Origin of the sequence: Streptomyces sp. NPDC091272 (assembly GCF_044757485.1) — a bacterium.
Classification (GTDB): domain Bacteria; phylum Actinomycetota; class Actinomycetes; order Streptomycetales; family Streptomycetaceae; genus Streptomyces.
Map to the genome: position 1 here is coordinate 96,927 of NZ_JBIVVC010000009.1, position 24,862 is coordinate 121,788.

The 24,862-nt window shown below is 71.2% G+C and carries 23 protein-coding genes and 5 tRNA genes; 19 read left to right on the top strand and 9 right to left on the bottom strand.

Translation table 11 applies throughout. The annotated features are described in order from the left end of the window. Nucleotides 1-81 precede the first annotated feature (81 nt). Together ACIQM4_RS24230 and ACIQM4_RS24235 are read right to left on the bottom strand one after the other, a co-directional pair. On the bottom strand, nucleotides 82-495 hold the full coding sequence (locus tag ACIQM4_RS24230; protein ID WP_185034582.1) for a roadblock/LC7 domain-containing protein: 414 nt from the start codon (nucleotides 493-495) through the stop codon (nucleotides 82-84). 9 nt (nucleotides 496-504) lie between these two features. Continuing rightward, entirely contained in the window at nucleotides 505-4,818 is a 4,314-nt protein-coding gene (locus tag ACIQM4_RS24235; protein ID WP_401595254.1) for a nitrate- and nitrite sensing domain-containing protein, read from the bottom strand. 504 nt (nucleotides 4,819-5,322) lie between these two features. Between ACIQM4_RS24235 and ACIQM4_RS24240 the strand changes: the two genes are divergently transcribed. The 9 genes from ACIQM4_RS24240 (at nucleotide 5,323) to ACIQM4_RS24280 (ending at nucleotide 9,504) form a co-directional block, all read left to right on the top strand. Continuing rightward, on the top strand, nucleotides 5,323-5,544 hold the full coding sequence (locus ACIQM4_RS24240) for a hypothetical protein (protein ID WP_401595256.1): 222 nt from the start codon (nucleotides 5,323-5,325) through the stop codon (nucleotides 5,542-5,544). A gap of 187 nt (nucleotides 5,545-5,731) precedes the next feature. Continuing rightward, nucleotides 5,732-6,535: a fumarylacetoacetate hydrolase family protein gene (locus ACIQM4_RS24245; RefSeq protein ID WP_401595259.1), complete on the top strand. Its 804-nt coding sequence runs from the start codon at nucleotides 5,732-5,734 to the stop codon at nucleotides 6,533-6,535. Next, nucleotides 6,528-8,015 (top strand): glutamate--tRNA ligase, encoded by a 1,488-nt coding sequence (gene gltX / locus ACIQM4_RS24250; protein WP_401595261.1) that lies wholly within the window; start codon nucleotides 6,528-6,530, stop codon nucleotides 8,013-8,015. The genes ACIQM4_RS24245 and gltX overlap by 8 nt, the downstream gene beginning before the upstream one ends. Before the next feature lie 113 nt (nucleotides 8,016-8,128). Next, on the top strand, nucleotides 8,129-8,848 hold the full coding sequence (locus ACIQM4_RS24255) for an HAD family hydrolase (RefSeq protein WP_401595263.1): 720 nt from the start codon (nucleotides 8,129-8,131) through the stop codon (nucleotides 8,846-8,848). Nucleotides 8,849-8,938: 90 nt separating this feature from the next. Further along, nucleotides 8,939-9,010: transfer RNA gene (locus ACIQM4_RS24260), tRNA-Gln, on the top strand. Between the two features lie 52 nt (nucleotides 9,011-9,062). After that, nucleotides 9,063-9,135, top strand: a tRNA-Glu gene (locus tag ACIQM4_RS24265). Between the two features lie 63 nt (nucleotides 9,136-9,198). Then, nucleotides 9,199-9,271 (top strand) — tRNA-Glu (locus ACIQM4_RS24270). Between the two features lie 36 nt (nucleotides 9,272-9,307). After that, nucleotides 9,308-9,379: transfer RNA gene (locus ACIQM4_RS24275), tRNA-Gln, on the top strand. A 52-nt stretch (nucleotides 9,380-9,431) separates the two neighbouring features. Next, nucleotides 9,432-9,504, top strand: a tRNA-Glu gene (locus ACIQM4_RS24280). 163 nt (nucleotides 9,505-9,667) lie between these two features. On the opposite strand, the gene ndgR is transcribed toward ACIQM4_RS24280, so the two are convergent. Next, nucleotides 9,668-10,390 (bottom strand): IclR family transcriptional regulator NdgR, encoded by a 723-nt coding sequence (ndgR, locus tag ACIQM4_RS24285; RefSeq protein ID WP_401595265.1) that lies wholly within the window; start codon nucleotides 10,388-10,390, stop codon nucleotides 9,668-9,670. A gap of 174 nt (nucleotides 10,391-10,564) precedes the next feature. Here ndgR and leuC point away from each other — a divergent pair, with 174 nt between their 5' ends. The 4 genes from leuC (at nucleotide 10,565) to ACIQM4_RS24305 (ending at nucleotide 13,924) form a co-directional block, all read left to right on the top strand. Continuing rightward, a complete protein-coding gene (leuC, locus tag ACIQM4_RS24290) occupies nucleotides 10,565-11,995 on the top strand; it encodes a 3-isopropylmalate dehydratase large subunit (protein ID WP_401595268.1) in 1,431 nt (476 codons plus the stop codon). 5 nt (nucleotides 11,996-12,000) lie between these two features. Continuing rightward, on the top strand, nucleotides 12,001-12,594 hold the full coding sequence (gene leuD / locus ACIQM4_RS24295) for a 3-isopropylmalate dehydratase small subunit (RefSeq protein WP_401595270.1): 594 nt from the start codon (nucleotides 12,001-12,003) through the stop codon (nucleotides 12,592-12,594). Between the two features lie 256 nt (nucleotides 12,595-12,850). Beyond that, nucleotides 12,851-13,078: a hypothetical protein gene (locus tag ACIQM4_RS24300; RefSeq protein ID WP_401595272.1), complete on the top strand. Its 228-nt coding sequence runs from the start codon at nucleotides 12,851-12,853 to the stop codon at nucleotides 13,076-13,078. A 153-nt stretch (nucleotides 13,079-13,231) separates the two neighbouring features. Continuing rightward, complete coding sequence (locus ACIQM4_RS24305) at nucleotides 13,232-13,924, top strand: HU family DNA-binding protein (protein ID WP_401595274.1); 693 nt, start codon at nucleotides 13,232-13,234, stop codon at nucleotides 13,922-13,924. 197 nt (nucleotides 13,925-14,121) lie between these two features. On the opposite strand, the gene ACIQM4_RS24310 is transcribed toward ACIQM4_RS24305, so the two are convergent. Both ACIQM4_RS24310 and cofC read right to left on the bottom strand, forming a co-directional pair. Continuing rightward, on the bottom strand, nucleotides 14,122-14,325 hold the full coding sequence (locus ACIQM4_RS24310) for a hypothetical protein (protein ID WP_401595277.1): 204 nt from the start codon (nucleotides 14,323-14,325) through the stop codon (nucleotides 14,122-14,124). Nucleotides 14,326-14,419: 94 nt separating this feature from the next. Continuing rightward, nucleotides 14,420-15,100 carry a 2-phospho-L-lactate guanylyltransferase gene (cofC, locus tag ACIQM4_RS24315; protein WP_401595279.1) on the bottom strand — a complete coding sequence of 227 codons (681 nt, stop codon included), beginning with the start codon at nucleotides 15,098-15,100 and terminating at the stop codon, nucleotides 14,420-14,422. A 224-nt stretch (nucleotides 15,101-15,324) separates the two neighbouring features. Here cofC and ACIQM4_RS24320 point away from each other — a divergent pair, with 224 nt between their 5' ends. The 3 genes from ACIQM4_RS24320 to ACIQM4_RS24330 are packed head-to-tail and all read left to right on the top strand — an operon-like array spanning nucleotide 15,325 to nucleotide 18,282. Next, nucleotides 15,325-16,095, top strand: coding sequence for a lysophospholipid acyltransferase family protein (locus ACIQM4_RS24320; RefSeq protein WP_401595282.1), 771 nt, complete (start codon nucleotides 15,325-15,327; stop codon nucleotides 16,093-16,095). Continuing rightward, on the top strand, nucleotides 16,092-17,090 hold the full coding sequence (locus ACIQM4_RS24325) for an NAD(P)H-dependent glycerol-3-phosphate dehydrogenase (protein WP_401595285.1): 999 nt from the start codon (nucleotides 16,092-16,094) through the stop codon (nucleotides 17,088-17,090). The genes ACIQM4_RS24320 and ACIQM4_RS24325 overlap by 4 nt, the downstream gene beginning before the upstream one ends. 34 nt (nucleotides 17,091-17,124) lie before the next feature. Then, nucleotides 17,125-18,282, top strand: coding sequence for a D-alanine--D-alanine ligase family protein (locus ACIQM4_RS24330; RefSeq protein WP_401595287.1), 1,158 nt, complete (start codon nucleotides 17,125-17,127; stop codon nucleotides 18,280-18,282). Between the two features lie 8 nt (nucleotides 18,283-18,290). Here ACIQM4_RS24330 and ACIQM4_RS24335 read toward each other — a convergent pair whose 3' ends face one another. Together ACIQM4_RS24335 and ACIQM4_RS24340 are read right to left on the bottom strand one after the other, a co-directional pair. Further along, entirely contained in the window at nucleotides 18,291-18,788 is a 498-nt protein-coding gene (locus ACIQM4_RS24335; protein WP_401595289.1) for a DUF3515 domain-containing protein, read from the bottom strand. Between the two features lie 20 nt (nucleotides 18,789-18,808). Further along, complete coding sequence (locus ACIQM4_RS24340; protein ID WP_399440237.1) at nucleotides 18,809-19,042, bottom strand: Lrp/AsnC ligand binding domain-containing protein; 234 nt, start codon at nucleotides 19,040-19,042, stop codon at nucleotides 18,809-18,811. A gap of 242 nt (nucleotides 19,043-19,284) precedes the next feature. Between ACIQM4_RS24340 and ACIQM4_RS24345 the strand changes: the two genes are divergently transcribed. Continuing rightward, complete coding sequence (locus tag ACIQM4_RS24345; protein WP_401595293.1) at nucleotides 19,285-20,250, top strand: thiamine-phosphate kinase; 966 nt, start codon at nucleotides 19,285-19,287, stop codon at nucleotides 20,248-20,250. Nucleotides 20,251-20,399: 149 nt separating this feature from the next. Next, nucleotides 20,400-21,227 (top strand): bifunctional hydroxymethylpyrimidine kinase/phosphomethylpyrimidine kinase, encoded by an 828-nt coding sequence (gene thiD / locus ACIQM4_RS24350; RefSeq protein WP_401595296.1) that lies wholly within the window; start codon nucleotides 20,400-20,402, stop codon nucleotides 21,225-21,227. A 29-nt stretch (nucleotides 21,228-21,256) separates the two neighbouring features. On the opposite strand, the gene ACIQM4_RS24355 is transcribed toward thiD, so the two are convergent. After that, nucleotides 21,257-22,525, bottom strand: coding sequence for an FAD-dependent monooxygenase (locus ACIQM4_RS24355; RefSeq protein ID WP_401595298.1), 1,269 nt, complete (start codon nucleotides 22,523-22,525; stop codon nucleotides 21,257-21,259). A gap of 193 nt (nucleotides 22,526-22,718) precedes the next feature. Continuing rightward, the gene (locus ACIQM4_RS24360) at nucleotides 22,719-24,359 is read right to left on the bottom strand and encodes a DAK2 domain-containing protein (protein ID WP_401595301.1); all 1,641 of its coding nucleotides are present in this window, start codon (nucleotides 24,357-24,359) and stop codon (nucleotides 22,719-22,721) included. Nucleotides 24,360-24,638: 279 nt separating this feature from the next. Between ACIQM4_RS24360 and rpmB the strand changes: the two genes are divergently transcribed. Continuing rightward, entirely contained in the window at nucleotides 24,639-24,824 is a 186-nt protein-coding gene (gene rpmB / locus ACIQM4_RS24365; protein ID WP_015036441.1) for a 50S ribosomal protein L28, read from the top strand. The last annotated feature ends 38 nt before the right edge of the window (nucleotides 24,825-24,862 follow it).

Genomic DNA, 24,862 nt, shown 5'->3' on the forward strand with positions numbered 1-24,862 from the left:
GATCGGACTTACGGCCGGACGGTGTGAAGCTGTGGGGCGTTTCCTGAAGAGGTGCTGCGGGGTTACTAGGCGCGGCGCCGCCTAATGGAGCAGGCTTCCCTGGAGCTCGGCGCGCAGGTCGGGGGTGAGCACCGTGCCCGCCCGGTCGACCAGCAGGGCCATCTCGTACCCGACCAGGCCGATGTCGGCGTCGGGGTGCGCCAGCACGGCCAGCGACGACCCGTCCGAGATCGACATGAGGAAGAGGAAGCCTCTCTCCATCTCGACCACGGTCTGCGCGACCGGCCCGCCCTCGAAGATCCGGGACGCGCCGGCCGTCAGCGAGGTCAGCCCGGAGGCCACCGCCGCCAGCTGGTCGGCACGGTCTCGGGGGAAGCCTTCGGACATCGCCAGAAGGAGACCGTCGGCGGAGACCACCACCGTGTGGGACACCCCGGGGGTGTTGTCCACGAAGTTGGTGATCAACCAGTTCAGATTCTGCGCCGCCTGGCTCATCGGACTCAACTAACGCTCCTGCTGGTGAGTGGGGTCAACGGTGCGGAAACTGCCAGTGGTGCCGTTGGTACCGGCCTGGCGGCCCTGCTGGATGCCCCGGCGAAGATTGGTCAGCCGGCCGCGCACGTCATCGGGCGCACGGGAGACCTGCGGACCACTCTGGTGGTTCTGTTCCTGCGCGGTGCCCGGGACCAGGTTGGCCTTCGGGACGCGGCGCGGAAGTCCTGAGGTGGTGACCCCGCCGGCGGCGGGCTTGCGCACCCGCTCGGCCTGCCGGACGAGTTCGTCGTTCGGCGAGGGCCGCCAGTTCGCCTCGGCGGCCTCCCGCTCGGGGGCGGCGGCGGTGGGCTGCTGCGGCACGCCGACGGCCTGGCCCTGCGGACCCTGCCCGCCGGGCTGCTCGCCGTGGAACCAGTTCGACTCCAGCGTGTCGAAGAGCGGCGTGCGGCCGTCCCCAGGGCCCGCGGGCGGCAGCGCGTCGTGCGGCTGCCGGGCCTGCGGAGCCGCCGGGGGCCCGGCCTGCTGGTGCTGCGGCCGGTCCTGGCGCTGCTGCGGTGCCTGCTGCGGCGAAGGCTGCGCGGGCAGGCTCGCCACGGGGCGAGGCGCTCCGAAGTCGGTGCCACGGCCGCCCAGGCCTGCCGCATCGCCCTCGGGGCCGCGCGGACGCGGGGCCAGAGGTGCCTGCGGCGGGCCGGCGGGGTGCGCCGCGGCGGGACGGAAACCGGAACGGTCGTAGGAGCCGGTGTCGTACGCGCCGCCGTCGGGCGATCCGGCGCGGTGTGCGCCGGTGTCGTACGGGTCGGCCCTGTGCTGCCCGTCGTCCTGCGGGCGCCGTGTCTCCGGGCGCGTGAACCGCTCGGCGGCGGACGGCAGTTCGGCCTGCGGGAACCGCTCCGTGGCGGCCGGGTCCTGGTAACCGCGGGCCTGCGCCTGCGGGAACTGCCCCGTGGCGGCCGGGTCCTGGTAACCACGGGTGTCGGCCTGCGGGAACTGCCCGGTCCGGCCCTGGCCCTGGCCGAGTCCCTGCGGACCGCGCACGTCGGGGCGTTCGAACTGACCGGAGGTGCTGTTGCCCTGCGGCCCCCGTACGTCCGGGCGCTCGAACTGGCCGGTGGTGGAGCCCGGTTCGGCCTGCGGGAACTGGCCGGTGGCGGCCGGGTCCTGGTAGCCGCGGGCGTCCGCCTGCGGGAACTGACCCGTGGCGCTGGAGTCCTGGTAACCGTGGGCGTCGGCCTGCGGGAACTGTCCCGTGGCGGCCGGGTCCTGGTAACCGCGGGCGTCCGCCTGCGGGAACTGCCCGGTCGCGCCGGGTCCCTGGCTCTGCCCCTGGCCCGGTCCGCGGCCCTGCGGACCGCGCACGTCGGCACGCTCGAACTGGCCGGTGGCCGCGGGGGTCTGCCGTACGTCAGGACGCTCGTACTGACCGGTCGGCGCGCCCACGCCGGGCGGCGGTCCGTTGAAGTCGGGGCGCTCGAACTCGGCGGTCGAGCCGGGGCCCTGACGGCTCTCCGTCTCCTCGTGACCGCGCGGCGCGTCGGCGGGGTTCTGCCGGGCGCCCCAGCTCGTACCCGGCCGGCCGTCCTGCGACGGGTCCTGCGGGGCCGCCGGGTTGCCGCCGGGCAGCTCCGCACGGGGGCCGCCGGCCCTGGGCAGCGAGGAGGGAGCACCGCGCTCCGGCTCGGGGCCGCCGTTCTGCCGTACGTCCTCACGGCCGCCGCGCGCACCGCCGAAGGCACCGGCGAGACCGCCGCGCTTCGGGGGGCCGGCCGGCGCCGGGTCCGCGAGACCCGCTCCCGGCGTACGTCCGGGCAGCGCGGCCCGGGGACCGGAACCGGCCCCGACCTGGCGCCGGGACGGCTCGGAACCGAGCAGACCGGGTCCGCCCTGCGGGGCGGAGGGACGGCTGCCGGGGCCACCGCCGGCTCCGGGACCCGCGGGCAGGCCGGGACGGGCACCGGGGCCCGCGGGCATCTGCGGCGCACCACCCTGGCCACCGGGCGCGCCGGCAGCACCGGGCTTGCCGGGAACCTTCTTGCCGCCCTGGGCGACGTCGACGGGGAGCATGACCAGTGCGGTCGTACCACCGGAGTCGGACGGGCGGAGCTGGATGCGGATGCCGTGCCGCAGGGACAGCCGGCCGACCACGAACAGACCCATCCGGCGGGACACCGAGACGTCCACGGTCGGGGGAGCGGCGAGCCGCTCGTTGATCGCGGACAGGTCCTCGGGGGAGAGGCCGATGCCGGTGTCGTGGATCTCGACGAGCACGCGGCCGTCGGGCAGCGCGTGACCGGTGACGCGCACCTTGGTCTGCGGCGAGGAGAACGACGTCGCGTTCTCCAGGAGCTCCGCGAGGAGGTGCACGAGGTCGTTGACCACGCGTCCCGCGACCTCGGTGGAGGGCACCGACGACAGCTCGATGCGCTCGTACTGCTCCACCTCGGACGCGGCGGCACGCAGCACGTCGACCAGCGGCACGGGCCGCGTCCAGCGGCGGCCGGGCTCCTCACCGGCGAGGACGAGAAGGTTCTCGCCGTTACGGCGCATACGGGTCGCGAGGTGGTCGAGCTTGAAGAGCGAGGACAGCTGGTCCGGGTCGGCCTCGCGGGACTCCAGTTCGGAGATGAGCGAGAGCTGACGCTGGATGAGGCCCTGCGAACGGCGCGAGAGGTTGGTGAACATCGCGTTGACGTTGCCCCGCAGCAGCGCCTGCTCGGCGGCGAGCCGGACGGCCTCGCGGTGCACGTCGTCGAAGGCGGAGGCCACTCGGCCGATCTCGTCCCGGCTGTGCACACCGACGGACTCGACGGAGGTGTCGACGTCCTGCGGGTCGGACTCCGAGAGCTGCTTGACGAGCTCGGGCAGCCGGTCCTGGGCGACCCGGGTCGCGGTGTCCTGCAGCCGGCGCAGCGAGCGGATCATGGAGCGGGCCACCACGAAGGCGCCGACCAGCGAGACGCCGAGCACCAGGAGGATGACGGCACCGGAGATGACCGTGGAGCGCTCGGAGTCGGCCTGGAGCTCGCGCGCCTTCTGGTCCATCTCGCTGAGCAGCGTGGCCTCGATGCGCTTCATGGCCTGGATCTCGTTGCTCGCCTGGTCGCCCCAGTCCATGTAGGACCGCTTCTGGACGCGCGCGATGCCGTTTTCCTTGGTCAGCACGTCACGGGCGTACGTATCGGCGCGCTGGGCGTCCGGGCTGCCGTGCTCCAGCACGTCGAGCAGCTCTTTGGCCTTGGTGTCGCCGTAGATACGGGTGAAGGTGGTGAGCGCGCTTCGCTCGTTGTCCAGGGCCGTCTTGCCGAAGAGGCGGTCGCTCTCCTGGAGCGAGGCCTTCTGGGCCGGGTCGTCCGGGTTGGCGGGGAGCGCGCCGGCGATGATCGCGCGCTGGATCGAGGCGTACTCCTTGGCGGACGAGAACGCCGCCAGGGCGCGGGTGCGCTGGATCATCTCGCGGCTGGAGGTGGCCTGCGCCATGTCCTGCGAGAGGCTCAGCAGCGAGGTGATCAGGTTGCTGTACTCGCTGACGGTCTGCGAGTTGCCCGCGTTGCCCTGCGTCTTGAAGGCCTCCGCGCGGATCTGCTTCAGGTTCTGCAGCTTGACCGAGATGTCGGTCAGGCTGCCCCGGATGTTGTTCAGTGCCGCGTCGGACTCGTCACCTGCGTCGACGTCGCTCGTGCCGGTGAGGAAGGCCTCGCGCATGAGGTCGGTCTTGTCGGTCTCGGCCTTGATCGTGGCGTCGGAGCGCTCGGTGCCGGTGTGCAGCGGGCCTGCCGTCTTGTCGCGCTCGTTCTGCAGGGCGGCGGCGAGGTCGGTGGCCTGACGGGTCATCTTGGTCAGCAGCTGCATGTGCTCCAGCTGCTGCATGTCGTCGAGGGACTCGGTGATGCGGAGTCCGCCGAGCGCGGTCGCCGCGACCACGGGGAGGGCGAGCAGCGAGACCAGGCGGGTGCTGATGCTCCAGTTGCGCAGGGATATTCGGGTGCCCGCGCTGATCGGCTTCGGGGTCCTGGACGCCTTCTGCTTGGACGCGCCGGAGCCGCCGGAGGACGAGGGGGTCTCCTGACCGCCGCCGAAGGCGTTGCCCCCGCCGCCGAACGCGCCGCCGCCACCGGCAGGTCCCGACCTGGCCGCTCCGCCGCCGGCGGGCGCCGAGCCGCGCCGCTGGGGGGCCTGGGGGCCCTGCGGAGCCTGGGCGTGCGGGGGCTGGGGCGACGAGCCGCGGTCGGCCCCACCGTGCGGCTCGTGTTCCGCCGCAGCTTCCCCTCGGCCCTGGTGGGCCGGGGGAGAGCCCGTGCCATCCCTCTTGAAACGTCCCTGCACTAGCGTCGCAACCTCTGGACCAGGCGTTCTGCCGCAGAGCGGCACAACGGTGTCGAGTCGTGGGGTACCGGATCATCCCCATTGGGTGGTCGTGAGTGACCGCGGTCCGGGGAATTCCAGCACAGTGCAGGATCTCCAACAAGGCCCGAGGGGAGCGGCCCACCCGGGGTGACGCTTTGTGCCCGGCGGGTCACCAGTCGTAGACTCCTTTCCCTCACGAAGTGGACAATTCCCCACGAGTCGCTTACGGGTGGGGGGTGCCCCAGTCGAGGCGATCAGGAGCGGAATCGTGCCTTCAGGTATGCAATGTCCGTTTCTGCCCGCAAGATCAACAGCCCGAGATATGGCTTTTGCCCAACAACTCGTGAGCAAACTCACACGAAGATCCCTGCACATTCCAGGCTTTGGCCGGGAAGCGGATGTTTAGCCTGGCGCTTTACAGGGATTGCGAATCCGACCACCGGCGCCCGACCGGCGCCCCCACGACAAGGCGCGAGCACTCTCATGAAGACGACGAAGACCGCAAAGCAGTCGGCACCGGCGATCCGCAACCTGGCCAACCCTCAGCGCACCACGCTCGCCCATCTGGACTCCGCCGCGGCCCGCGGCACGGCCGCCCTGCCGGAGTACGCCCAGGAGCTCCCCGCCGTCACCGCGAACTCCCGCCGCACCATCCTGATGGTGGCCCCCGAGCCCATGAGGCAGCACGAGAGCGTCTCCGTCTGAGCGGTTCCCGACAACAGTCCGAAGGGCTCCCGGCGACCAGCCGGGCGGTTCCCGGCGACAGTCCGGGCGGTTCCCGACGACAGTCCGGGCGGTCCCCGGCGACCGGAGGGGCGGAGCCCGTGCCCGCACCCGCGTTAGCCTGGAGCGTCAGACTTCAGCCAGCTCAGGTAAGGGGCGCAGGCACACAGTGCGCATCGCCAGATTCTCCATCGACGGCAATGTCGCCTTCGGCGCGGTCGAGGGCGACGGGACCATCGAATCCGGTGGCCTCGTCCTCGACATCATCAAGGGCATTCCGTACGCCGACTTCGAGCTCTCCGGCGTCAAGGTCCCGCTCGACAAGGTGCGGCTCCTGCCGCCCGTGCTGCCCAGCAAGGTCGTGGCCATCGGCCGCAACTACGCGGAGCACGCGGCGGAGCTCGGCCACTCGATCGTCGACGACCAGGGCCGCCCTGAGATCCCGGTGACCTTCTTCAAGCCGTCCACCTCGGTGATCGGCCCCGGTGACCCGATCGCGTACCCCTCCTTCTCCTCCGAGCTGCACCACGAGGCCGAACTGGCCGTGGTCATCGGCCGGATGTGCCGCGAGGTCCCGCCGTCCCGCGTCAAGGACGTCGTCCTCGGCTACACGGCCGCCAACGACGTCACCGCCCGTGACGTGCAGAAGCGCGAGAAGCAGTGGGCCCGCGCCAAGGGCTTCGACACCTCCTGCCCCCTGGGCCCCTGGGTCGAGACCGACCTCGACCCCGCCGACCTCACCATCCAGTGCACGGTCAACGGGGAACAGCGCCAGCTCGGCCGCACCAGCGACATGGTCCGTTCGGTCGCGGAACTGGTCGCGCACGTCTCCGAGGCGATGACCCTCCTCCCGGGAGACGTCATCCTCACCGGCACCCCCGCGGGTGTCGGACCCCTGAACGTCGGCGACGAGGTCGCCGTCACCATCGAAGGCATCGGCACTCTCACCAACAAGGTGATCAAGCGTGGCTAACACCCCCTCCGCCCCCGTCCGCGTACGGTTCTGCCCCTCCCCGACGGGCAACCCGCACGTGGGCCTGGTCCGTACCGCCCTGTTCAACTGGGCGTACGCCCGGCACACCGGCGGCAGCATGGTCTTCCGCATCGAGGACACCGACGCCGCGCGGGACTCGGAGGAGTCGTACCAGCAGCTCCTCGACTCCATGCGCTGGCTCGGCCTCGACTGGGACGAGGGCCCGGAGGTCGGCGGCCCGCACGCGCCGTACCGCCAGTCCCAGCGGATGGACCTCTACAAGGACATCGCAGAGAAGCTGCTGGCCGCCGGCCACGCCTACCACTGCTACTGCTCCACCGAGGAGCTGGACGCCCGCCGCGACGCCGCCCGCGCCGCGGGAAAGCCCTCCGGCTACGACGGCCACTGCCGCGACCTCACCGCCGAGCAGAAGCAGGCGTACGAGGCCGAGGGCCGCTCGGCGATCGTCCGCTTCCGGATGCCCGACGAGGCGATCACCTTCACGGACCTGGTCCGCGGCGAGATCACCGTCCTGCCCGAGAACACCCCGGACTACGGCATCGTCCGCGCGAACGGAGCCCCGCTCTACACGCTGGTCAACCCGATCGACGACGCCCTGATGGAGATCACCCACGTCCTGCGCGGCGAGGACCTGCTCTCCTCCACACCGCGCCAGATCGCTCTGCACCGGGCGCTGATCTCGCTGGGCGTCTCCGAGAAGCTCCCCGCCTTCGGCCACCTGCCCTACGTCATGGGCGAGGGCAACAAGAAGCTCTCCAAGCGCGACCCGCAGGCCTCGCTCAACGTCTACCGCGAGCGCGGCTTCCTCCCCGAGGGCCTGCTCAACTACCTCTCGCTGCTCGGCTGGTCCTTCTCCGCCGACCAGGACATCTTCACGGTCCGTGAGCTGATCGAGAAGTTCGACGTCGCCGACGTCAACGCCAACCCGGCCCGCTTCGACCTCAAGAAGGCCGAGTCGATCAACGCCGACCACATCCGCCTCCTGGACCCCAAGGCCTTCGCCGAGGCCTGCGAGCCGTGGCTGCGGGCCCCGCACGCCAACTGGGCCCCCGAGGACTTCGACCGCGCCGCGTGGGAGGCCATCGCCCCGCACGCCCAGACCCGCGTCACGGTCCTCTCCGACATCACGGCCAACGTCGACTTCCTGTTCCGCCAGGAGCCGGTCGAGGACGAGGCCTCCTGGGCCAAGGCCATGGGCAAGGGCGACCCGGCCGCCCTGCTGACCACGGCCCGCACGAACCTCGAAGGCGCCGACTGGGCGGACCCCGAGTCCCTCAAGAACGCCGTCCTCACCGCGGGCGAGGCGCACGGCCTCAAGCTCGGCAAGGCCCAGGCCCCGGTCCGCGTCGCCGTCACCGGCCGCACGGTCGGCCTGCCCCTCTTCGAGTCCCTCGAAATCCTGGGCAAGGACAAGACCCTGGCCCGCATCGACGCGGCGCTGGCGAAGCTGGCCGCGTAAGCACTTCCCGTACGTCCGCGAGGGGCGGCAGCCGGCCGGGCTGCCGCCCCTCGGCCGTGCCCGGCCCCCCGCGGCCGGCCCGCTCCGAGGTGTCCCGCGGCTAGCCTGGGTCCATGGCCATCCGCGCGGTCCTCTGGGACATCGACGACACGATCTTCGACTACTCCACCGCCGACCGCACCGGGATGACACGGCACTTCGCGGCCGAGGGGCTGCCCGCCGGGTACGGGAGCGCGGAGCAGGCGCTCGGGCGCTGGCAGGAGCTCACCGAGCTGCACTGGGCACGGTTCGCCGCCGGTGAGGTCACCTTCGACGAGCAGCGCCGGCAGCGCATCCGGGACTTCCTCGGCACGGACGTACCGGACGCGGCGGCCGACGACTGGTTCGCCCGGCACGTCTCGCACTACGAGGCCGCGTGGGCCCTCTTCCCCGACGCGGTGCCGGTCCTGGACGCCCTGGCCGAGGGCTACCGGCACGCGGTCCTCTCCAACTCCAGCATCCGCAACCAGGAGCGCAAGCTCCGGGTCCTCGGGGTGCGCAGTCGCTTCGAGGCCGTGCTGTGCGCCGCCGAGCTCGGGGTGTCCAAGCCGCACCCAGCGGCCTTCCACGCGGCCTGCGACGCCCTCGCGCTGCCGCCGCACGAGGTCGCGTACATCGGTGACCAACCGGACATCGACGCCCGGGGCGCCGTGGCCGCCGGGCTCACCGGGATCTGGCTCGACCGCTCGGGGGCGGGCGGCCAACCCGATCTGGTCTCCGTGTCCGGACTCGATCAGGTGCCTGAGCTGCTGCGCGGCAATACCCGTTTTGGAGCCCCGGACACCTTCGGGTAATGTTCTTTCTGCGCCGCCCGAGAAGGCCGAAAGGTCCGGTCGGGAAGCGCAAGCCGAACAGAAACCCCCGATCAGGGGGTTGCGTTTTGGTGGGCTATGGTGTAATTGGCAACACTACGGTTTCTGGTACCGTCATTCTAGGTTCGAGTCCTGGTAGCCCAGCTCGCAAGAGTTGTTGAAGTCACGCAAGTGAAGTGCATGCAGCTCTGCTAGGGCCCCCGTTGTGTAGCGGCCTAGCACGCCGCCCTCTCAAGGCGGTAGCGCCGGTTCGAATCCGGTCGGGGGTACAGATCCTTTCTTTCCGACACCTTCAGGTCGCTCCTGGATGTATCGACGCAAGGATCGCTAGGGCCCCCGTTGTGTAGCGGCCTAGCACGCCGCCCTCTCAAGGCGGTAGCGCCGGTTCGAATCCGGTCGGGGGTACTGGTAGCAATCAATTCAAAATGGTTGAAACCACCATGGGCTATGGTGTAATTGGCAACACTACGGTTTCTGGTACCGTCATTCTAGGTTCGAGTCCTGGTAGCCCAGCGCAAGTTGATCCCCTCGTTCTTCGAGCGGCAGGTCAATCTGCATGTTGCAGGCCCCCGTTGTGTAGCGGCCTAGCACGCCGCCCTCTCAAGGCGGTAGCGCCGGTTCGAATCCGGTCGGGGGTACGTTCGTGAGGAAGGCCCCCCGCATCAGTGATGCGGGGGGCCTTCTTGCGTGCGTGGCCAGTGTGTGTGAAGAGATGCCCAAGTGCGTTGCGGGCAGCGGACGTTGAACACGCCGCTGCGGTACGCGGCCGGCCGTGGGCCCCGCGTACCGCAGTGCGAAAGGTCAGCTGCCGCCGGAGCGGCGCAGGGCCTCCGAGAGGCGGGCCGCCGAGTCGATGACCGCCTGGGCGTGCATCCGGCCGGGGTGGCGGGTCAGCCGCTCGATCGGTCCGGAGACCGAGACGGCGGCGACCACGCGGTTGGACGGGCCGCGCACCGGGGCGGAGACCGAGGCCACGCCCGGCTCGCGCTCGCCGATCGACTGGGCCCAGCCGCGGCGCCGTACACCGGACAGCGCGGTGGCCGTGAAACGCGCGCCCTGGAGACCCCGGTGCAGGCGCTCCGGCTCCTCCCAGGCCATCAGGATCTGTGCGGAGGAACCGGCCTTCATGGTGAGCGTGGAGCCCACCGGCACGGTGTCCCGCAGTCCGGACAGGCGTTCCGCCGCGGCGACACAGATGCGCATGTCGCCCTGGCGGCGGTAGAGCTGGGCGCTCTCGCCGGTCACGTCGCGCAGGTGCGTGAGCACCGGGCCCGCCGTGGCCAGGAGGCGGTCCTCGCCCGCCGCTGCGGAGAGTTCGGAGAGCCGGGGGCCGAGGATGAAACGGCCCTGCATGTCCCTCGCCACCAGTCGGTGGTGTTCCAGTGCCACGGCGAGCCGGTGTGCCGTGGGTCGTGCGAGCCCGGTGGCCGCGACCAACCCCGCGAGGGTGGCCGGACCGGACTCCAGGGCGCTCAGCACGAGCGCCGCCTTGTCGAGAACGCCGACGCCGCTAGAGTTGTCCATGCGTCGATACTCGCGTCTCACTCTGTGAAACGCAAGTTCAATTTTCCAACGAACTTGTCACGCTGTACAGGCGGCCGTACAACGGCCCGCGGTCACCGCCCCGTACGGGGGTCCGGGCGGGGTGAACCGACATCTCTAGTTGAGCCGGCAAAGCCGCCGGCCGGAGGGAAAGCGATGGGTAGGACACTCGCGGAGAAGGTCTGGGACGACCATGTCGTCCGGCGCGCCGAAGGGGAGCCCGACCTGCTCTTCATCGACCTTCACCTGCTGCACGAGGTCACCAGCCCGCAGGCCTTCGACGGACTGCGGAAGAACGGCCGTCCGGTACGGCGCCTCGACCTCACCATCGCGACCGAGGACCACAACACCCCGACCCTCGACATCGACAAGCCCATCGCGGACCCGGTCTCCCGGATCCAGCTGGAGACGCTGCGCAAGAACTGCGCCGAGTTCGGCGTCCGGCTGCACCCGCTGGGCGACGTCGAGCAGGGCGTCGTCCACGTGGTCGGGCCGCAGCTCGGGCTGACCCAGCCGGGCACCACGGTCGTCTGCGGCGACTCGCACACCTCCACGCACGGCGCGTTCGGCGCGCTGGCCTTCGGCATCGGCACCTCCCAGGTGGAGCACGTCCTGGCGACGCAGACGCTCCCGATGGCGCGCCCCAAGACGATGGCCATCACGGTGGAGGGCGAACTGCCCGACACCGTCACCGCCAAGGACCTGATCCTGGCGATCATCGCCAAGATCGGCACGGGTGGCGGTCAGGGCTACGTCCTGGAGTACCGGGGCCCCGCCATCGAGAAACTGTCGATGGAAGCCCGCATGACCATCTGCAACATGTCGATCGAGGCCGGCGCGCGGGCGGGCATGATCGCCCCCGACGCCACCACCTTCGACTACCTCAAGGGCCGCGACCACGCCCCGAAGGACGCCGACTGGGACGCCGCCGTGGCGTACTGGGAGACGCTCAGGAGCGACGACGACGCCGTCTTCGACGCGGAGGTCCTCATCGACGCCGCCTCGCTGGCGCCGTTCGTCACCTGGGGCACCAACCCCGGCCAGGGCGCCCCGCTGTCGGCGCGCGTCCCCGATCCTGCTTCGTACGAAGACGCATCGGAGCGGTACGCCGCCGAAAAGGCCCTGGAGTACATGGGGTTGACCGCCGGGCAGCCGCTCCGTGACATCAAGGTCGACACCGTCTTCGTGGGGTCCTGCACCAACGGCCGCATCGAGGACCTGCGTGCGGCAGCCGCGATCGTCGAGGGCCGTTCGGTCGCCGACGGGGTACGGATGCTGGTGGTCCCCGGTTCCGTACGGGTGGCGCTGCAGGCCATCGACGAGGGCCTGGACAAGGTGTTCGTCGCCGCAGGCGCCGAATGGCGGCACGCGGGCTGTTCGATGTGCCTGGGCATGAACCCGGACCAGCTCGCCCCCGGCGAGCGCTCCGCCTCCACCTCCAACCGCAACTTCGAGGGCAGGCAGGGCAAGGGCGGCCGTACCCACCTGGTGTCCCCGCAGGTCGCCGCCGCGACCGCGGTGCTTGGCCACCTCGCCGCGCCCGCAGACCTGACCGACGCAGCCGCAACCGCCCTCGTGGAGGCCTGAGAACCATGGAAGCTTTCACCGCGCACACCGGCCGGGCAGTGCCCCTGCGCCGCTCCAACGTGGACACCGACCAGATCATCCCCGCGCACTGGCTGAAGAAGGTCACCAGGGACGGTTTCGAGGACGGGCTCTTCGAGGCCTGGCGCAAGGACCCGGAGTTCGTGCTCAACAGGCCCGAGCACGCGGATGCCTCGGTACTGGTCGCTGGGCCCGACTTCGGCACCGGCTCCTCCCGTGAGCACGCCGTCTGGGCCCTGCAGAACTACGGTTTCAAGACAGTTGTGTCCTCGCGTTTCGCGGACATCTTCCGGGGCAATTCACTCAAGAACGGCCTGCTCACGGTGGTGCTGCCGCAGGAGACGGTGGAGCGGCTCTGGAAGCTCGTGGAGAGCGACCCGACCGCCGAAATCACCGTTGATCTGCAGGACAGGCAGGTCCGCGCCCAGGGTGTCACCGCCGACTTCGAGTTGGACGAGAACGCCCGCTGGCGGCTGCTGAACGGCCTGGACGACATCTCCATCACGCTGCAGAACGAGGACTCGATCTCGGCGTACGAATCAAGCCGCCCGGCCCACAAGCCGAGTACGATCCGCGCCTGACCGTCGGCCGGAGCTCGATCAGGCCCCGTTCACGGGTCTTCGGTAGCCCGTTCGGCCTGAGATCCATGACTCACTTTCGGCGCCCCCCGCCATTCGTGGCGGGGGGCGCCGAACTGTGTTCCGGCTCTCAACTGCGCATGTGAGCAGGTGAGTTGGGCAGTGGGGCGGAAGTGACTTGAGGGGCTGATGGAACCTGGAATTCCGTTAGTTGCCCCCGGCGGAGGCGACAACTCGCCCCAGATGGCACAATCGGTGCATGGAACGTGACAGCCAACTCGAGCTCTACGAGGCAGTCGCGGACCAACTGAAAGAAGCACACACACGGGTGCGTGCACTGCAAGTCCCGGAGGGCGTACGGATGGCGCTGTCCCGGAAGCTGCTGGTCATATCGGCCGGGGCGAAACACGATCTCGCGACTGCGGCTAGGCGTCTGAGCAGGTTGATGAAGGACCTCGACGAGGGCCGATTCCCTGAAGGCGACTAGGCCTATGGAACTCCACAAGGACTCCCGCAAGGCCTACTTCGTTGCGGCACTAGGGTGATTAGCCCGTTTCGTGTTTGATTTGCGGTATATATCTGCCTAACGTGCGAATAAGCCTGGACATTTCGTTCCGGCAATGTCTCCGAAGGGGAAGACGTGAACAAGGCCCAGCTCGTAGAAGCGATTGCCGACAAGGTCGGCGGCCGTCAGCAGGCCGCTGACGCCGTGGACGCCGTCCTGGACGCTGTCGTCCGCGCCGTCGTCGCCGGCGACCGCGTCTCGGTCACCGGATTCGGCTCGTTCGAGAAGGTCGACCGCCCGGCCCGGTACGCCCGCAACCCGCAGACGGGTGAGCGCGTTCGGGTCAAGAAGACCTCGGTGCCGCGTTTCCGCGCGGGTCAGGGCTTCAAGGACCTGGTGGCCGGCTCGAAGAAGCTCCCGAAGAACGACGTCGCCGTGAAGAAGGCACCCAAGGGCAGCCTGTCGGGCGGTTCTTCCACCCGCACGACCGCCAAGGCCGCGGCCAAGAAGGCCACCGCCAAGAAGGCGACCGCGACCAAGAAGGCCACCGCCGCGAAGAAGACGACCGCGACGCCCGCCAAGAAGACCTCGGCGACGGCGAAGAAGACGTCCTCGGCCACCGCCAAGAAGGCGACCCCGGCGGCCAAGAAGACGACCGCCACGGCGAAGAAGACCGCTCCGGCCAAGACCGCCGGCACGACCAAGAAGGCCGTGGCCAAGAAGACCGCCCCGGCGGCCAAGAAGGCCACCGCCGCCACGAAGGCGCCCGCCAAGAAGACCACGGCGCGCAAGACCACCGCCAAGAAGACCACCGCCAAGAAGAAGTAGTTCTGGCACGCGGTACTACACGCCGGGCCGGGCTCCCTCCGGGGAGCCCGGCCCGCGGTGCGTCCGGGGCGGGGTGGGACGGTCGCCGGGGTGGCGTTGCACGGCCGCGGAGGCCCTGGGGGGAGAGACAGCAGCTCAGAGGCCCGGAAGCCCGTTCAGAAGGCCTGGAGACCCGTGCGGAAGGCCCGGAGGCCCGCTCAGAAGGTCTGGAGCGTCACCAGGGTGACCGGGCCGTCCGCGTCGTCGCCCGCCCTCTCGATCCGCACCCGCTGGCCCGCGCGCAGCAGCCGCAGGCCTCCCGCGTCGAAGGCCGCCGCGTCGAAGGGCACCGGGGTGCCGTCGTCGAGCAGCACACTGCCGCTGCGGGTCTCGGAGTCGTACGTGTACGCGGTCGCCTGCATGGCCGTCAGGGTATCCGCAGGGCCGGGTCAAGGGTCTTGCCGTTCCGGGCGGGGGCAGCCACCCGACCCCGGCACGGTCCGCGGAGGACAGGTCCTAGAGCTGTGGCTGGCGTACGGGAGTACCGGGGCCGACGGGCAGCGAACCCCGCAGCGCCGCCGTGTACGGGCCCGCTCCCAGGGCGAACGCGGCGCGCAGATCGTCCCCGGTATCGACGTCCTGCCGCACGGAATCCACCAATTCCAGCAGCAGCTCCTCCGCGCCGGAAAGGATGTGCCGCATACGTGAAGGTCCCCCGAACGAGGGCCTCAATTCCACTTCTGGCGCAGCGGAAAGGAATGTAGTTCCGATTCCTGCGGCATCGGTCAGAAATGCGCGCGGAAATTCCGCCGCCCGGCTCAGCACCTGCTGCAATTCCGCGGGGCGCAGCGCGGGCAGATCCGCGTTCAGCGCGGCGACCGCGGCCGTGGGCCTGGTGGCCCGTACCGTCCGCGCCCCGTACGCCAGCGCCGCGTTGAGTCCGTCCGCGGGTACGTCGGGGACGATGCGCGCGCCCAACTCGGCGAGTGCGTCGCCGGCCGCGGTGTCGTCCGTGACGACCACCACATCCCGTACCGCCCCGCAGGCCAGCGCGGCGGCCACGGTGTCCTGGGCGAAGGCCAGGGCGAGGCCGGGCCTGAGCCGGTCGGGAACGACGGGCGCGAGCCTGCTCTTCGCCCGCGCCAGGGGCTTCAGCGGGACGACCAGGGACCAGGAAGGGGGCCGGGACGGTTTCAAGCTGCGGGCCTTTCGTCCGGGCGCGGCCGGTGCGTCCTCGTGCGTGATCGGGGTGCGAACGGCCCCATTGTCGCCCGGGGCCCCGACAACCGGGAGGCCCGGCCCCCGGGCCGGGGCGTAGTGTTCTCGACAGACGAGGGACCCGGGGCGACACTTGTCCGCCTGAACCAGGCGCAGGTGCACACGGGGTGCAGTGGCCAGGGTCCCAGAGGAAGGTGTCCTGAGTGTCCCGCCGCAGAATCGGCTTCTGGTACCGCCTGGCCGCGGTCATCGCCAAACCCCCGCTGCTGGTTCTGTTCAGGCGGGACTGGCGAGGAATGGAGCACATTCCGGCGGACGGCGGTTTCATCACCGCCGTGAACCACAACTCCTACGTGGACCCGCTGTCCTACGCGCACTGGCAGTACAACACCGGCCGGGTGCCGCGCTTCCTCGCCAAGGCGGGACTCTTCAAGACCCCGTTCGTCGGCATGATGCTGCGCGGGACCGGCCAGATCCCGGTCTACCGCGAGACGACGGACGCGATGACCGCCTTCCGGGCCGCCATCGAGGCCGTCGAGCGCGGCGAGTGCGTCGCCTTCTACCCCGAGGGCACCCTCACCCGCGACCCCGACATGTGGCCGATGGCGGGCAAGACCGGGGCCGCCCGGGTCGCGCTGCAGACCAGGGCGCCCGTCATCCCGGTCGCCCAGTGGGGCGCCAACCTCGCGATGCCGCCGTACGCGAAGGGGAAGAAGACCAACTTCTTCCCGCGCAAGACCCTCCAGGTGCAGGCGGGGCCGCCGGTCGACCTGGAGCGGTTCTACGACAAGGAACCCACGCCGGACGTGCTCCGCGAGGCCACCGAGGTCATCATGGCCGCCATCACCGAACTCCTCGCGGAGGTGCGGCAGGAGCCGGTGCCCGCCGAGGTGTACGACCACCGCAGGGCGCGGGCCGAGCTGCGGCGCCGGGCGGCCGAACTGCGGGCGAAGTCCGGGGAGGACACGAAGTGACAAGGGTCGCCGTCTTCGGCAACGGCTCCTGGGGGACCGCGTTCGGCATGGTGCTCGCCGACGCGGGCTGCGAGGTGTCCCTGTGGGGGCGCAACGCCTCCCGTGCGGATGTCATCAACGCCACGCGTACCAACCCCGAGTACCTGCCGGGGGTCGAACTCCCCGCGGGCATCACGGCCACGGCGGACGCCGCACGGGCCGCGGCGGGCGCGGACTTCGTCGTCCTGTGCGTCCCCTCGCAGACCCTGCGCGAGAACCTGAGCGGCTGGAAGGACCTGCTGCCCGCCGACTCGGTCCTGGTCTCCCTGATGAAGGGCGTCGAACTGGGCACCGCGAAGCGGATGAGCGAGGTCGTCGCCGAGGTGGCCAAGGTGCCCGACGAGCGCGTCGCCGTGCTCAGCGGGCCCAACCTCTCGAAGGAGATCGCCGCCAGGCACCCCGCCGCGGCGGTCGTCGCCTGCCCGGACGAGGACGCGGCCGTACGGTTCCAGGCGGCCTGCCACACCCCGTACTTCCGCCCGTACACGACCACCGACGTGGTCGGCGTGGAGCTGGGCGGCGCCGTCAAGAACGTCATCGCGCTCGCCGTCGGCATCGCCAACGGCATGGGGCTCGGCGACAACACCAAGGCCTCGCTCATCACCCGCGGTCTCGCCGAGACCACCCGCCTCGGCCTCGCGATGGGCGCCGACGCGCACACCTTCGCCGGCCTCGCGGGCATGGGCGACCTGGTCGCCACCTGCTCGTCCCCGCTGTCGCGCAACAACACCTTCGGCATGAACCTGGGCCGCGGCATGACCCTCCAGGAGGCAGTCGCCGCCACCCGGCAGACCGCCGAGGGCGTCAAGTCCTGCGAGTCCGTACTGGACCTGGCGCAGCGGCACGGCGTCGAGATGCCGATCACCGAGACGGTGGTGAGCATCGTCCACGAGGGCAAGCCGCCGCTGGTCGCGGTGAAGGAACTGATGTCGCGCAGCGCCAAGCCCGAGCGCTGATTCCTGCGGGCACAGCGGGTACCCTCAAGCCGATATGAGCAGCGAGAACCTCCCCCAGAGCCCTGACCAGGAGCCCCGCAAGCCGCGCGTGGCGGTCGTCTTCGGCGGCCGTAGTTCCGAACACGGCATTTCGATCGTCACCGCCGGCGCGATCATGCAGGCCATCGACCGCGAGAAGTACGACGTGCTGCCGATCGGCATCACCACGGACGGGCGTTGGGTGCTGACCGCCGACGCGCCCGACCGGATGGCGATCTCCGACCGCAAGGTGCCCAGCATGGAGCAGCTCGCGGAGTCGGCCGAAGGCGCCGTGGTCCTCTCCGTCGACCCGGCCAACCGCGAGGTCGTCTACAGCGAGCCGGGCTCCGTGCCCAAGGCGCTGGGCGAGGTCGACGTCGTCTTCCCGATGCTGCACGGCCCGTACGGCGAGGACGGCACCCTCCAGGGCCTGCTCGAACTCTCCGGCGTCCCCTACGTCGGGTCGGGCGTGCTGTCCTCCGCGGTCGGCCAGGACAAGGAGTACATGAAGCGCGTCTTCACCTCCTTCGGGCTGCCGGTCGGCCCCTACGAGGTGATCCGCCCCCGGGAGTGGGACAACGACCCCTCGGCCGCCCGTAAGAAGATCGTCGACTTCGCGGGCGAGCACGGCTGGCCGCTCTTCGTGAAGCCCGCCCGCGGCGGCTCCTCGATGGGCATCACCAAGGTCAACGAACTCTCCGGCCTCGACGAGGCGATCGAGGAGGCCAGGCGGCACGACCCCAAGGTGCTCGTCGAGTCGCTGCTGACCGGCCGCGAGATCGAGTGCGGGGTGCTGGAGTTCGAGGACGGCCCGCGGGCGAGCGTGCCGGCCGAGATCCCGCCGGTCTCCGCGCACGACTTCTACGACTTCGAGGCCAAGTACATCGACTCGGCGGCCGGGATCGTGCCCGCGCCGCTGACCGAGGAGCAGACGGCCGAGCTCCAGCGGCTCGCGGTGGCGGCGTTCGACGCGGCGGCCTGCGAGGGCCTGGTGCGGGCGGACTTCTTCCTGCAGGACGACGGCGAGTTCGTGATCAACGAGATCAACACGATGCCGGGCTTCACCCCGATCTCCATGTACCCGCGGATGTGGCAGGAGAGCGGCGTGAGCTACCCGGAGCTGGTCGACCGGCTGATCACGGCGGCCCTGCGGCGGCCCACCGGGCTGCGCTAGCGGCTCGCTCAGAACTGCGGGTCCGCCAGGGACTTGGGGATCGTCCGTTCGACCGGCTTCGCCAACTTGACCAGGATCCCCGCGTCCGCGTGGTACGACGCGGGGACGGTCAGCTCGACGTACGCCTCGCGGTAGGTGGTGACGAAGCGCAGCCCGTCCTCGCCCCGGTCCTGGAACATCCAGCTGACCCCGTCGACATCCACCCCGTTCGCGTTCGGATCGTCCATCTCGGCGGGCCGGTCGATCCCGCAGCGCAGTACGATCGCCGGGTCGCCCCAGCCCGCGGTCAGCGGGGACCTGGGCGACACGTCACGCCGTTCGGCGTCCTCGATGACCTTCTCCGGAAGCTCCTTGTGGAGCGCCTGGCAGTACTCCGCGGTCTGCGCGGGCGGCGTGGGAACCGCCGTTGCCGAAGTGACGTCGGTGGGAGAACAGGCGACGGCCGCCGACAGCAGGATCGCCGCGGCGGCCGATGTCCGGCGGAGCCGGTGGTTCGAAGAAGTCACCGAGCCAGGGTAGACGGGGGTTACAGGTGGACGACCGGGCAGGTCAGGGTGCGTGTGATGCCGTCCACCTGCTGGATCTTGGCAACCACCATGCGGCCGAGCTCGTCGACGGTGTCCGACTGGGCCCGCACGATCACGTCGTAGGGACCGGTCACGTCCTCGGCCTGGATGACTCCCGCTATCTTGCCGATCAGATCGGCGACGGTCGACGCCTTGCCGACTTCGGTCTGGATGAGGATGTACGCCTGTACCACGGAACCTCCAAAGCGGCCACGAGGATCATGTGGGGTGGGGGAAAGAGACGCCACCGTACCGTGTCGTCGCGGGCGGTGGGGAGACCTGCGCGGCCGGTGACGCCCTTACGCAAGAGGTGCACGAGGTGCGTGACGGCGGACGCCACGGCCTACGGCCAACAGAAGTTGACGTACATGTTGACGGTACCTACAGCAGGGTCGGCTCGCGACCGCAAGCGCACTGGGGCAGAAGGGGCACATTGATGAAGGGCACCGTGGGCGAACTGGGGGAGTTCGGCCTCATCCGGGAGCTCACCTCCCGGCTCACCACCACCCCGGCCGTCCGGCTCGGGCCGGGCGACGACGCCGCTGTCGTGGCCGCACCGGACCGGCGGGTCGTCGCCAGTACGGACATCCTGCTGGAGGGCAGGCACTTCCGCCGCGACTGGTCGACGGCGTACGACGTGGGCCGCAAGGCCGCCGCGCAGAACCTCGCCGACATCGCCGCCATGGGCGCGGTGCCCACTGCGCTGCTGCTCGGCCTGGTGGTGCCCGCCGAACTCCCGGCCACCTGGCCGACCGAGCTGATGGACGGGCTGCGCGACGAGTGCCAGGTGGCGGGCGCCGCCGTGGTCGGCGGGGACGTCGTACGGGGGGACACCATCACCGTCGCGATCACCGCGCTCGGTGACCTCCGCAACCACGAGCCCGTGGTGCGCTCCGGTGCGCAGCCGGGCGACGTGGTCGCCGTGACCGGCTGGCTGGGCTGGTCGGCGGCCGGGCACGCGGTCCTCTCCCGCGGCTTCCGCTCGCCGCGCGCCTTCGTGGAGGCGCACCGGCGGCCGGAGCCCCCGTACCACGCGGGTCCCGCGGCGGCCGGGCTCGGCGCCACCGCGATGACGGACGTCAGCGACGGACTGGTCGCCGACCTCGGACACATCGCCGAGGCCAGCAAGGTCCGCATCGACCTGCGCTCGGGCCTCATCGACATCCCCACCCAGATGTCCGACATCGGGCAGGCGGTCGGCGTCGACCCGCTCCAGTGGGTGCTGACCGGGGGAGAGGACCACGCGATCGTGGCGACCTTCCCGCCCGACGTGAAGCTGCCGGCCCGCTGGAAGGTCATCGGCGAGGTCCTCAACCCGTCCGCGCTGCCCCAGGTGACGGTCGACGGCGCGCCGTGGACGAGCAAGGGCGGCTGGGACCACTTCGGGGACATCGAGGACTGAGGGACGGGACGAGGGCTGAGCGGCGTGGACGAGGACTGAGGGGCGGGACGAGGGCTGAGGGGCGGGCCCGGGCTGAGGGGCGGGACGAGGGCTGAGGGGCGGGCCCGGGCTGAGGGGCGCGGGGCGTCGCCCGCGTTACATTCGCAGGTATGCGAATAACTCCTGCCTCGCGTCACGGCGTGCTGCCCTGCGTGCTCACCGTCGCCGGATCCGACTCCGGCGGCGGTGCGGGCATCCAGGCCGACCTGAAGACGATGCTGGCACTCGGCGTGCACGGCATGAGCGTGCTCACCGCCGTCACCGCCCAGAACTCCCTCGGCGTGCAAGGGGTGTGGGACCTGCCGGTCGAGGCGGTACGGGCCCAGTACCGCAGCGTCGTCGACGACATCGGTGTCCAGGCGGTGAAGACCGGGATGCTGTCCTCGGCCGAACTCGTCGAGGAGGTCGCACAACTCCTCGCGGCCACCGACGCCCCCGTCGTGGTCGACCCGGTCGGAGTGTCCAAGCACGGCGACCCGCTGCTCGCCGCGTCCGCTGTCGAGTCCGTGCGCAAGCACCTCCTGCCCACCGCGACCGTCGCCACCCCGAACCTCGACGAGGTCGCCCAACTCACCGGTGTACGCGTGGAGTCGGAGACCGACCTGCGCCGTGCGGCCGACGCGCTCCTGGACTGCGGGCCGCGCTGGGTGCTGGTCAAGGGCGGCCATCTGCCGGGCGACGCGGTCGACCTGCTGACCGACGGCACCGAGGAGCACTGGCTGCGCGCCACCCGCTACGACAACCGCCATACGCACGGCACCGGTTGCACCCTCGCCTCCGCGATCGCGTCGGGCCTGGCGAAGGGCCTCGACGTGCCGCAGGCGGCGCAGGCGGCCAAGGAGTACGTGACGGAGGCGATCGCTGCGGGGTTCCCGCTGGGCGCCGGCATCGGCCCGGTCGACCACGGCTGGCGACTGCGCAACACGCCGGGACAGTAGCGGCCCCGGCGTCCGCGGGCAGCCACCGTTCACGGGTAGTCGCGCAGGGTGATGGCGGTCGCGGCCCGCTCCGCGAGCTTCTTGAAGAGGCGGGCCAGCGGGCGGGAGCCGAGGAGCCGGTAGGTGAGGTCGCGTCGGCGGCGCGCGCGCTCGGTGGGCGGGGCCAGGAAGGGCCCGGCGTTGCCCGCGACCTTCTGGCAGCCCTTCGCGTAGTCCCGGAAGGCGGCCTCGTAGGCGGCGAAGGCGGTGCGGTGGTCGCCGCCCGCCACGGCGAGTTCGCCCGCCAGGACGTACGCCGCCACGACCGCGGCCCCCGTGCCCATGCCGCCCATGGTCGCCCCGTACCCCGCGTCGCCGAGCAGCACGACCCGGCCGCTGGACAACCGGTCCACGTGGACCTGAGCGATGGCGTCGAAGTACAGCTCGTCGGCCGATTCGAGGCCGGCGAGCGCCTCCAGCACCTTCGCCGTCTCCCACCCCATCCCCCGGAACCTCTCGGTGAGGATCTTCTTCTGCCCGGCCAGGTCCCGCCGGTCGTACCCGACCTGCTCGTCGGAGCTGAACACCAGGGACGCACCGGCGTGGTCCGGGACGCCGTCGGAGTTGCCGATGCTCACCATGCGGCCGGGATCGCTGTGCAGGCGCGCGCTGCGGTGCAGTCCGAGGTGGTTGGGGACCTCGAAGGCGGCGACGTAGTAGCCGAGGTGCTTGAGGTAGCGGGACTCGTCCCCGAGGACCAGGGCGCGAGTACGGGAGTGCAGGCCGTCGGCGCCGACCACGAGGTCGAAGGAGCGGGGCGGGGCCTTCTCGAAGGTGACGTCGACGCCGGTGGAGGTCTCGGTCAGGGAGGCGATCGAATCCCCGAAGACGTAGCTGACGTTCTCCAGGTCCTTGGTGCGCCGGTACATGATCTCGGCGAGGTCGCCGCGGGCGATCTCCACGTCGCCGCTCATGAACGCGGCGGGCAGTTCGACCTGCGGCGTGCCGTCCGCGGCGACGACGGTCTGCGTGCCCATGCGGGTCTCGCGGGCGTGCACCTCGTCCCAGATCCCCATGTCCTGGAGGACCCTGCGGTGCACATGGCCGCGGAAGTCGACGGCGTGACCGCCGGGCCGCAGGGCGGGGGCCTTCTCGACGACGGTGACCCGCGCGCCACGGCGGGCGAGCTGGAGGGCGAGGGCGGGGCCCGCGATGCCTGCGCCGGAGACGAGGAGGTGGAGGTGGGAGAGGGAGGCGGAGGGGGAGGGGGCCGAGGCGGGGGCGGGTGCCGGGCCGTGGCTCTGGTGGGTGGTGGTCATGTGGGGGAGCGTGCGTGGAGCGGCTTACCGATCGCTTACCGGGGCCTGACCGGGGCCGACTGGTCGCTTGCCTGGGGCTGACCGGGACCGACTGGTCGCTTGCCGGGTGCTCACCGGGACCTGACCGGGGCCGGCCGGTCGCCTGCCGGGCCGACCGGGGGCAGGGCTCCGCCGCGCGGGCGGACGGGCGTGGTTACTCGATGCCGATGAGCAGGGGGGCGCTCTGGCGGCCGCCTCGGTAGGTCACCGTGTCGACCGCCAGGTGCCGGCCCCGTACATGGGCCTCGAGTACGTCCGCGAGATCGTCCGGCACCCCGTCGCCGAGGACGAGCGTGACCAGTTCGCCCCCCGCCGACAGCATCCGGTCCAGGACCGTCCGCGCCGTCACCGCGACATCCGTTCCGATGACGGCGACGTCGCCGTCGATCAGGCCGAGGACGTCCCCGGCCTGGCACACCCCGACCGTCGTCCACGACTGCCGCTCCGCGACGGCGAGTTCGGCGTAGCGCGTGGCACCCGCCGCGGACGTCATCGCCACCACGTCCTCGTCGAAGCGCCGGCCGGGTTCGTGCACCGCGAGCGCCGCGATGCCCTGGACGGCCGCCCGGGTCGGGATCAGGGCGACCCGTACGCCCTCCGTGCGCACCTGCTGGGCGGCGGCCGCGGCCGTGTGCCGCAGGTCCGCGTCGTTCGGCAGCAGCACGACCTCGCGCGCGTGCGCCCGCCGGATCGCGTCGACCAGCTCACCGCTGACGGGCGGCTCCCCGGGACGCGCCAGTACGGTGGTGGCCCCCGCCTCCGCGCACAGCGCCAGCAGGCCCTCGCCGGGCACCACCGCGACGACCGCCCGCTGCGCGCGCTCGCGCGGCGGTGCGACGCGGTCCGCGCCGAAGTGAGTGATCCGGATCCGGTACGGCCGGCCCGCCTCGACCCCGGCCTCCACGGCCGCACCCGCGTCGTCGACGTGCACATGGACGTTCCACAGGCCGTCGCCGCCGACGACGACCAGGGAGTCCCCGAGCCCGTCGAGCCTGGCCCGCAGCCGGCCCACCGCCGCGTCGTCCGCCTCCAGGAGGTAGATCACCTCGAAGGCGGGGCCGCCCTCGTCCGCGTGGTCGGCGGAGCAGTCGTCGTCGACGAGCTGCCCGTGCGGCGTCTGCGGACGTACCGCCACGGGCTCCCCGGTCAGGGCCTCGACCAGCGCTCCGAGCACGGCCACCAGACCCCGGCCGCCCGCGTCGACGACCCCGGCGCGGCCCAGCACGGCCAGCTGGTCCGTGGTCCTCGCCAGCGCGGTCCGCGCACCCTCGTAGGCGGCGCGGGCGACCGCAGCGGCGGTGGCACCCGCATCGGCGTCGGCAGCCGCGTCCGCCGCCGCCGTCGCCACCGTCAGGACCGTGCCCTCCACGGGGTGCGCCACCGCCTCGTACGCGGCGGATGCCGCCCGGCGCAGCGCCCGCCGCAGTCCGTCGCCGTCGGCGCGCTCGCCGCCCGCCAGTTCCCCGGCCATGCCGCGCAGCAACTGGGAGAGGATCGTCCCGGAGTTCCCCCGCGCGCCGATGAGTGCGCCGTGCGCCATCGCGCGTACGGCGTCGACGAGCAGGGGGGCCGAGACCGGGGGCCCGGTCACCGTTCCGTGCGCGGCGAAGACCGCCTCCACGGCCTGGGCGGCCGACTCCACCGTCAGGTAGAGGTTGGTCCCGGTGTCCCCGTCCGCGACCGGATAGACGTTGATCGCGTCGATCTCCTCGCGCTCGGCGCCCAGTGCCCGCAGGGCCAGCGAGCACCAGGTGCGTACCGCGACGGCGTCGAGGTCGTCGGGGGACTGCGGCACCTGGGCTCCTCCTTCGAGTCCTTCGAGCAGCGGGAACGATCACAGGCCCGGGGGCTGATCCGCCGGACAGACCCTAGCTCCCGCCGGAGGGCGGAGCAGAGGGGGCCGGGGCCGAGGCCCCCGGAGCCGTGGTAGTTTCGTTGTACGAGAGCAGTCGTTGTATGCTGCTCCGGTTGCCCGATGAAAATCGGGACATTCCCCCGGCCAGGCCACAAGATCTCCGGATCTTTCGGCCTGCCGGAATTCACTGTAAGTGCATCTGAAGTCTTTGGAGTGACCGTGGCTGCCAACTGCGACGTCTGCGGCAAGGGGCCGGGCTTCGGCAACAACATTTCGCACTCGCACCGCCGTACCCCGCGTCGTTGGAACCCCAACATCCAGCGCGTGCGTGCAGTGGTCGGGCGGACGCCGAAGCGGCTTAACGTCTGCACCTCGTGCATCAAGGCCGGCAAGGTCTCGCGCTGACGTCTAGATAGCGCGGCCACCTAGCTGGTTGCTTGAAG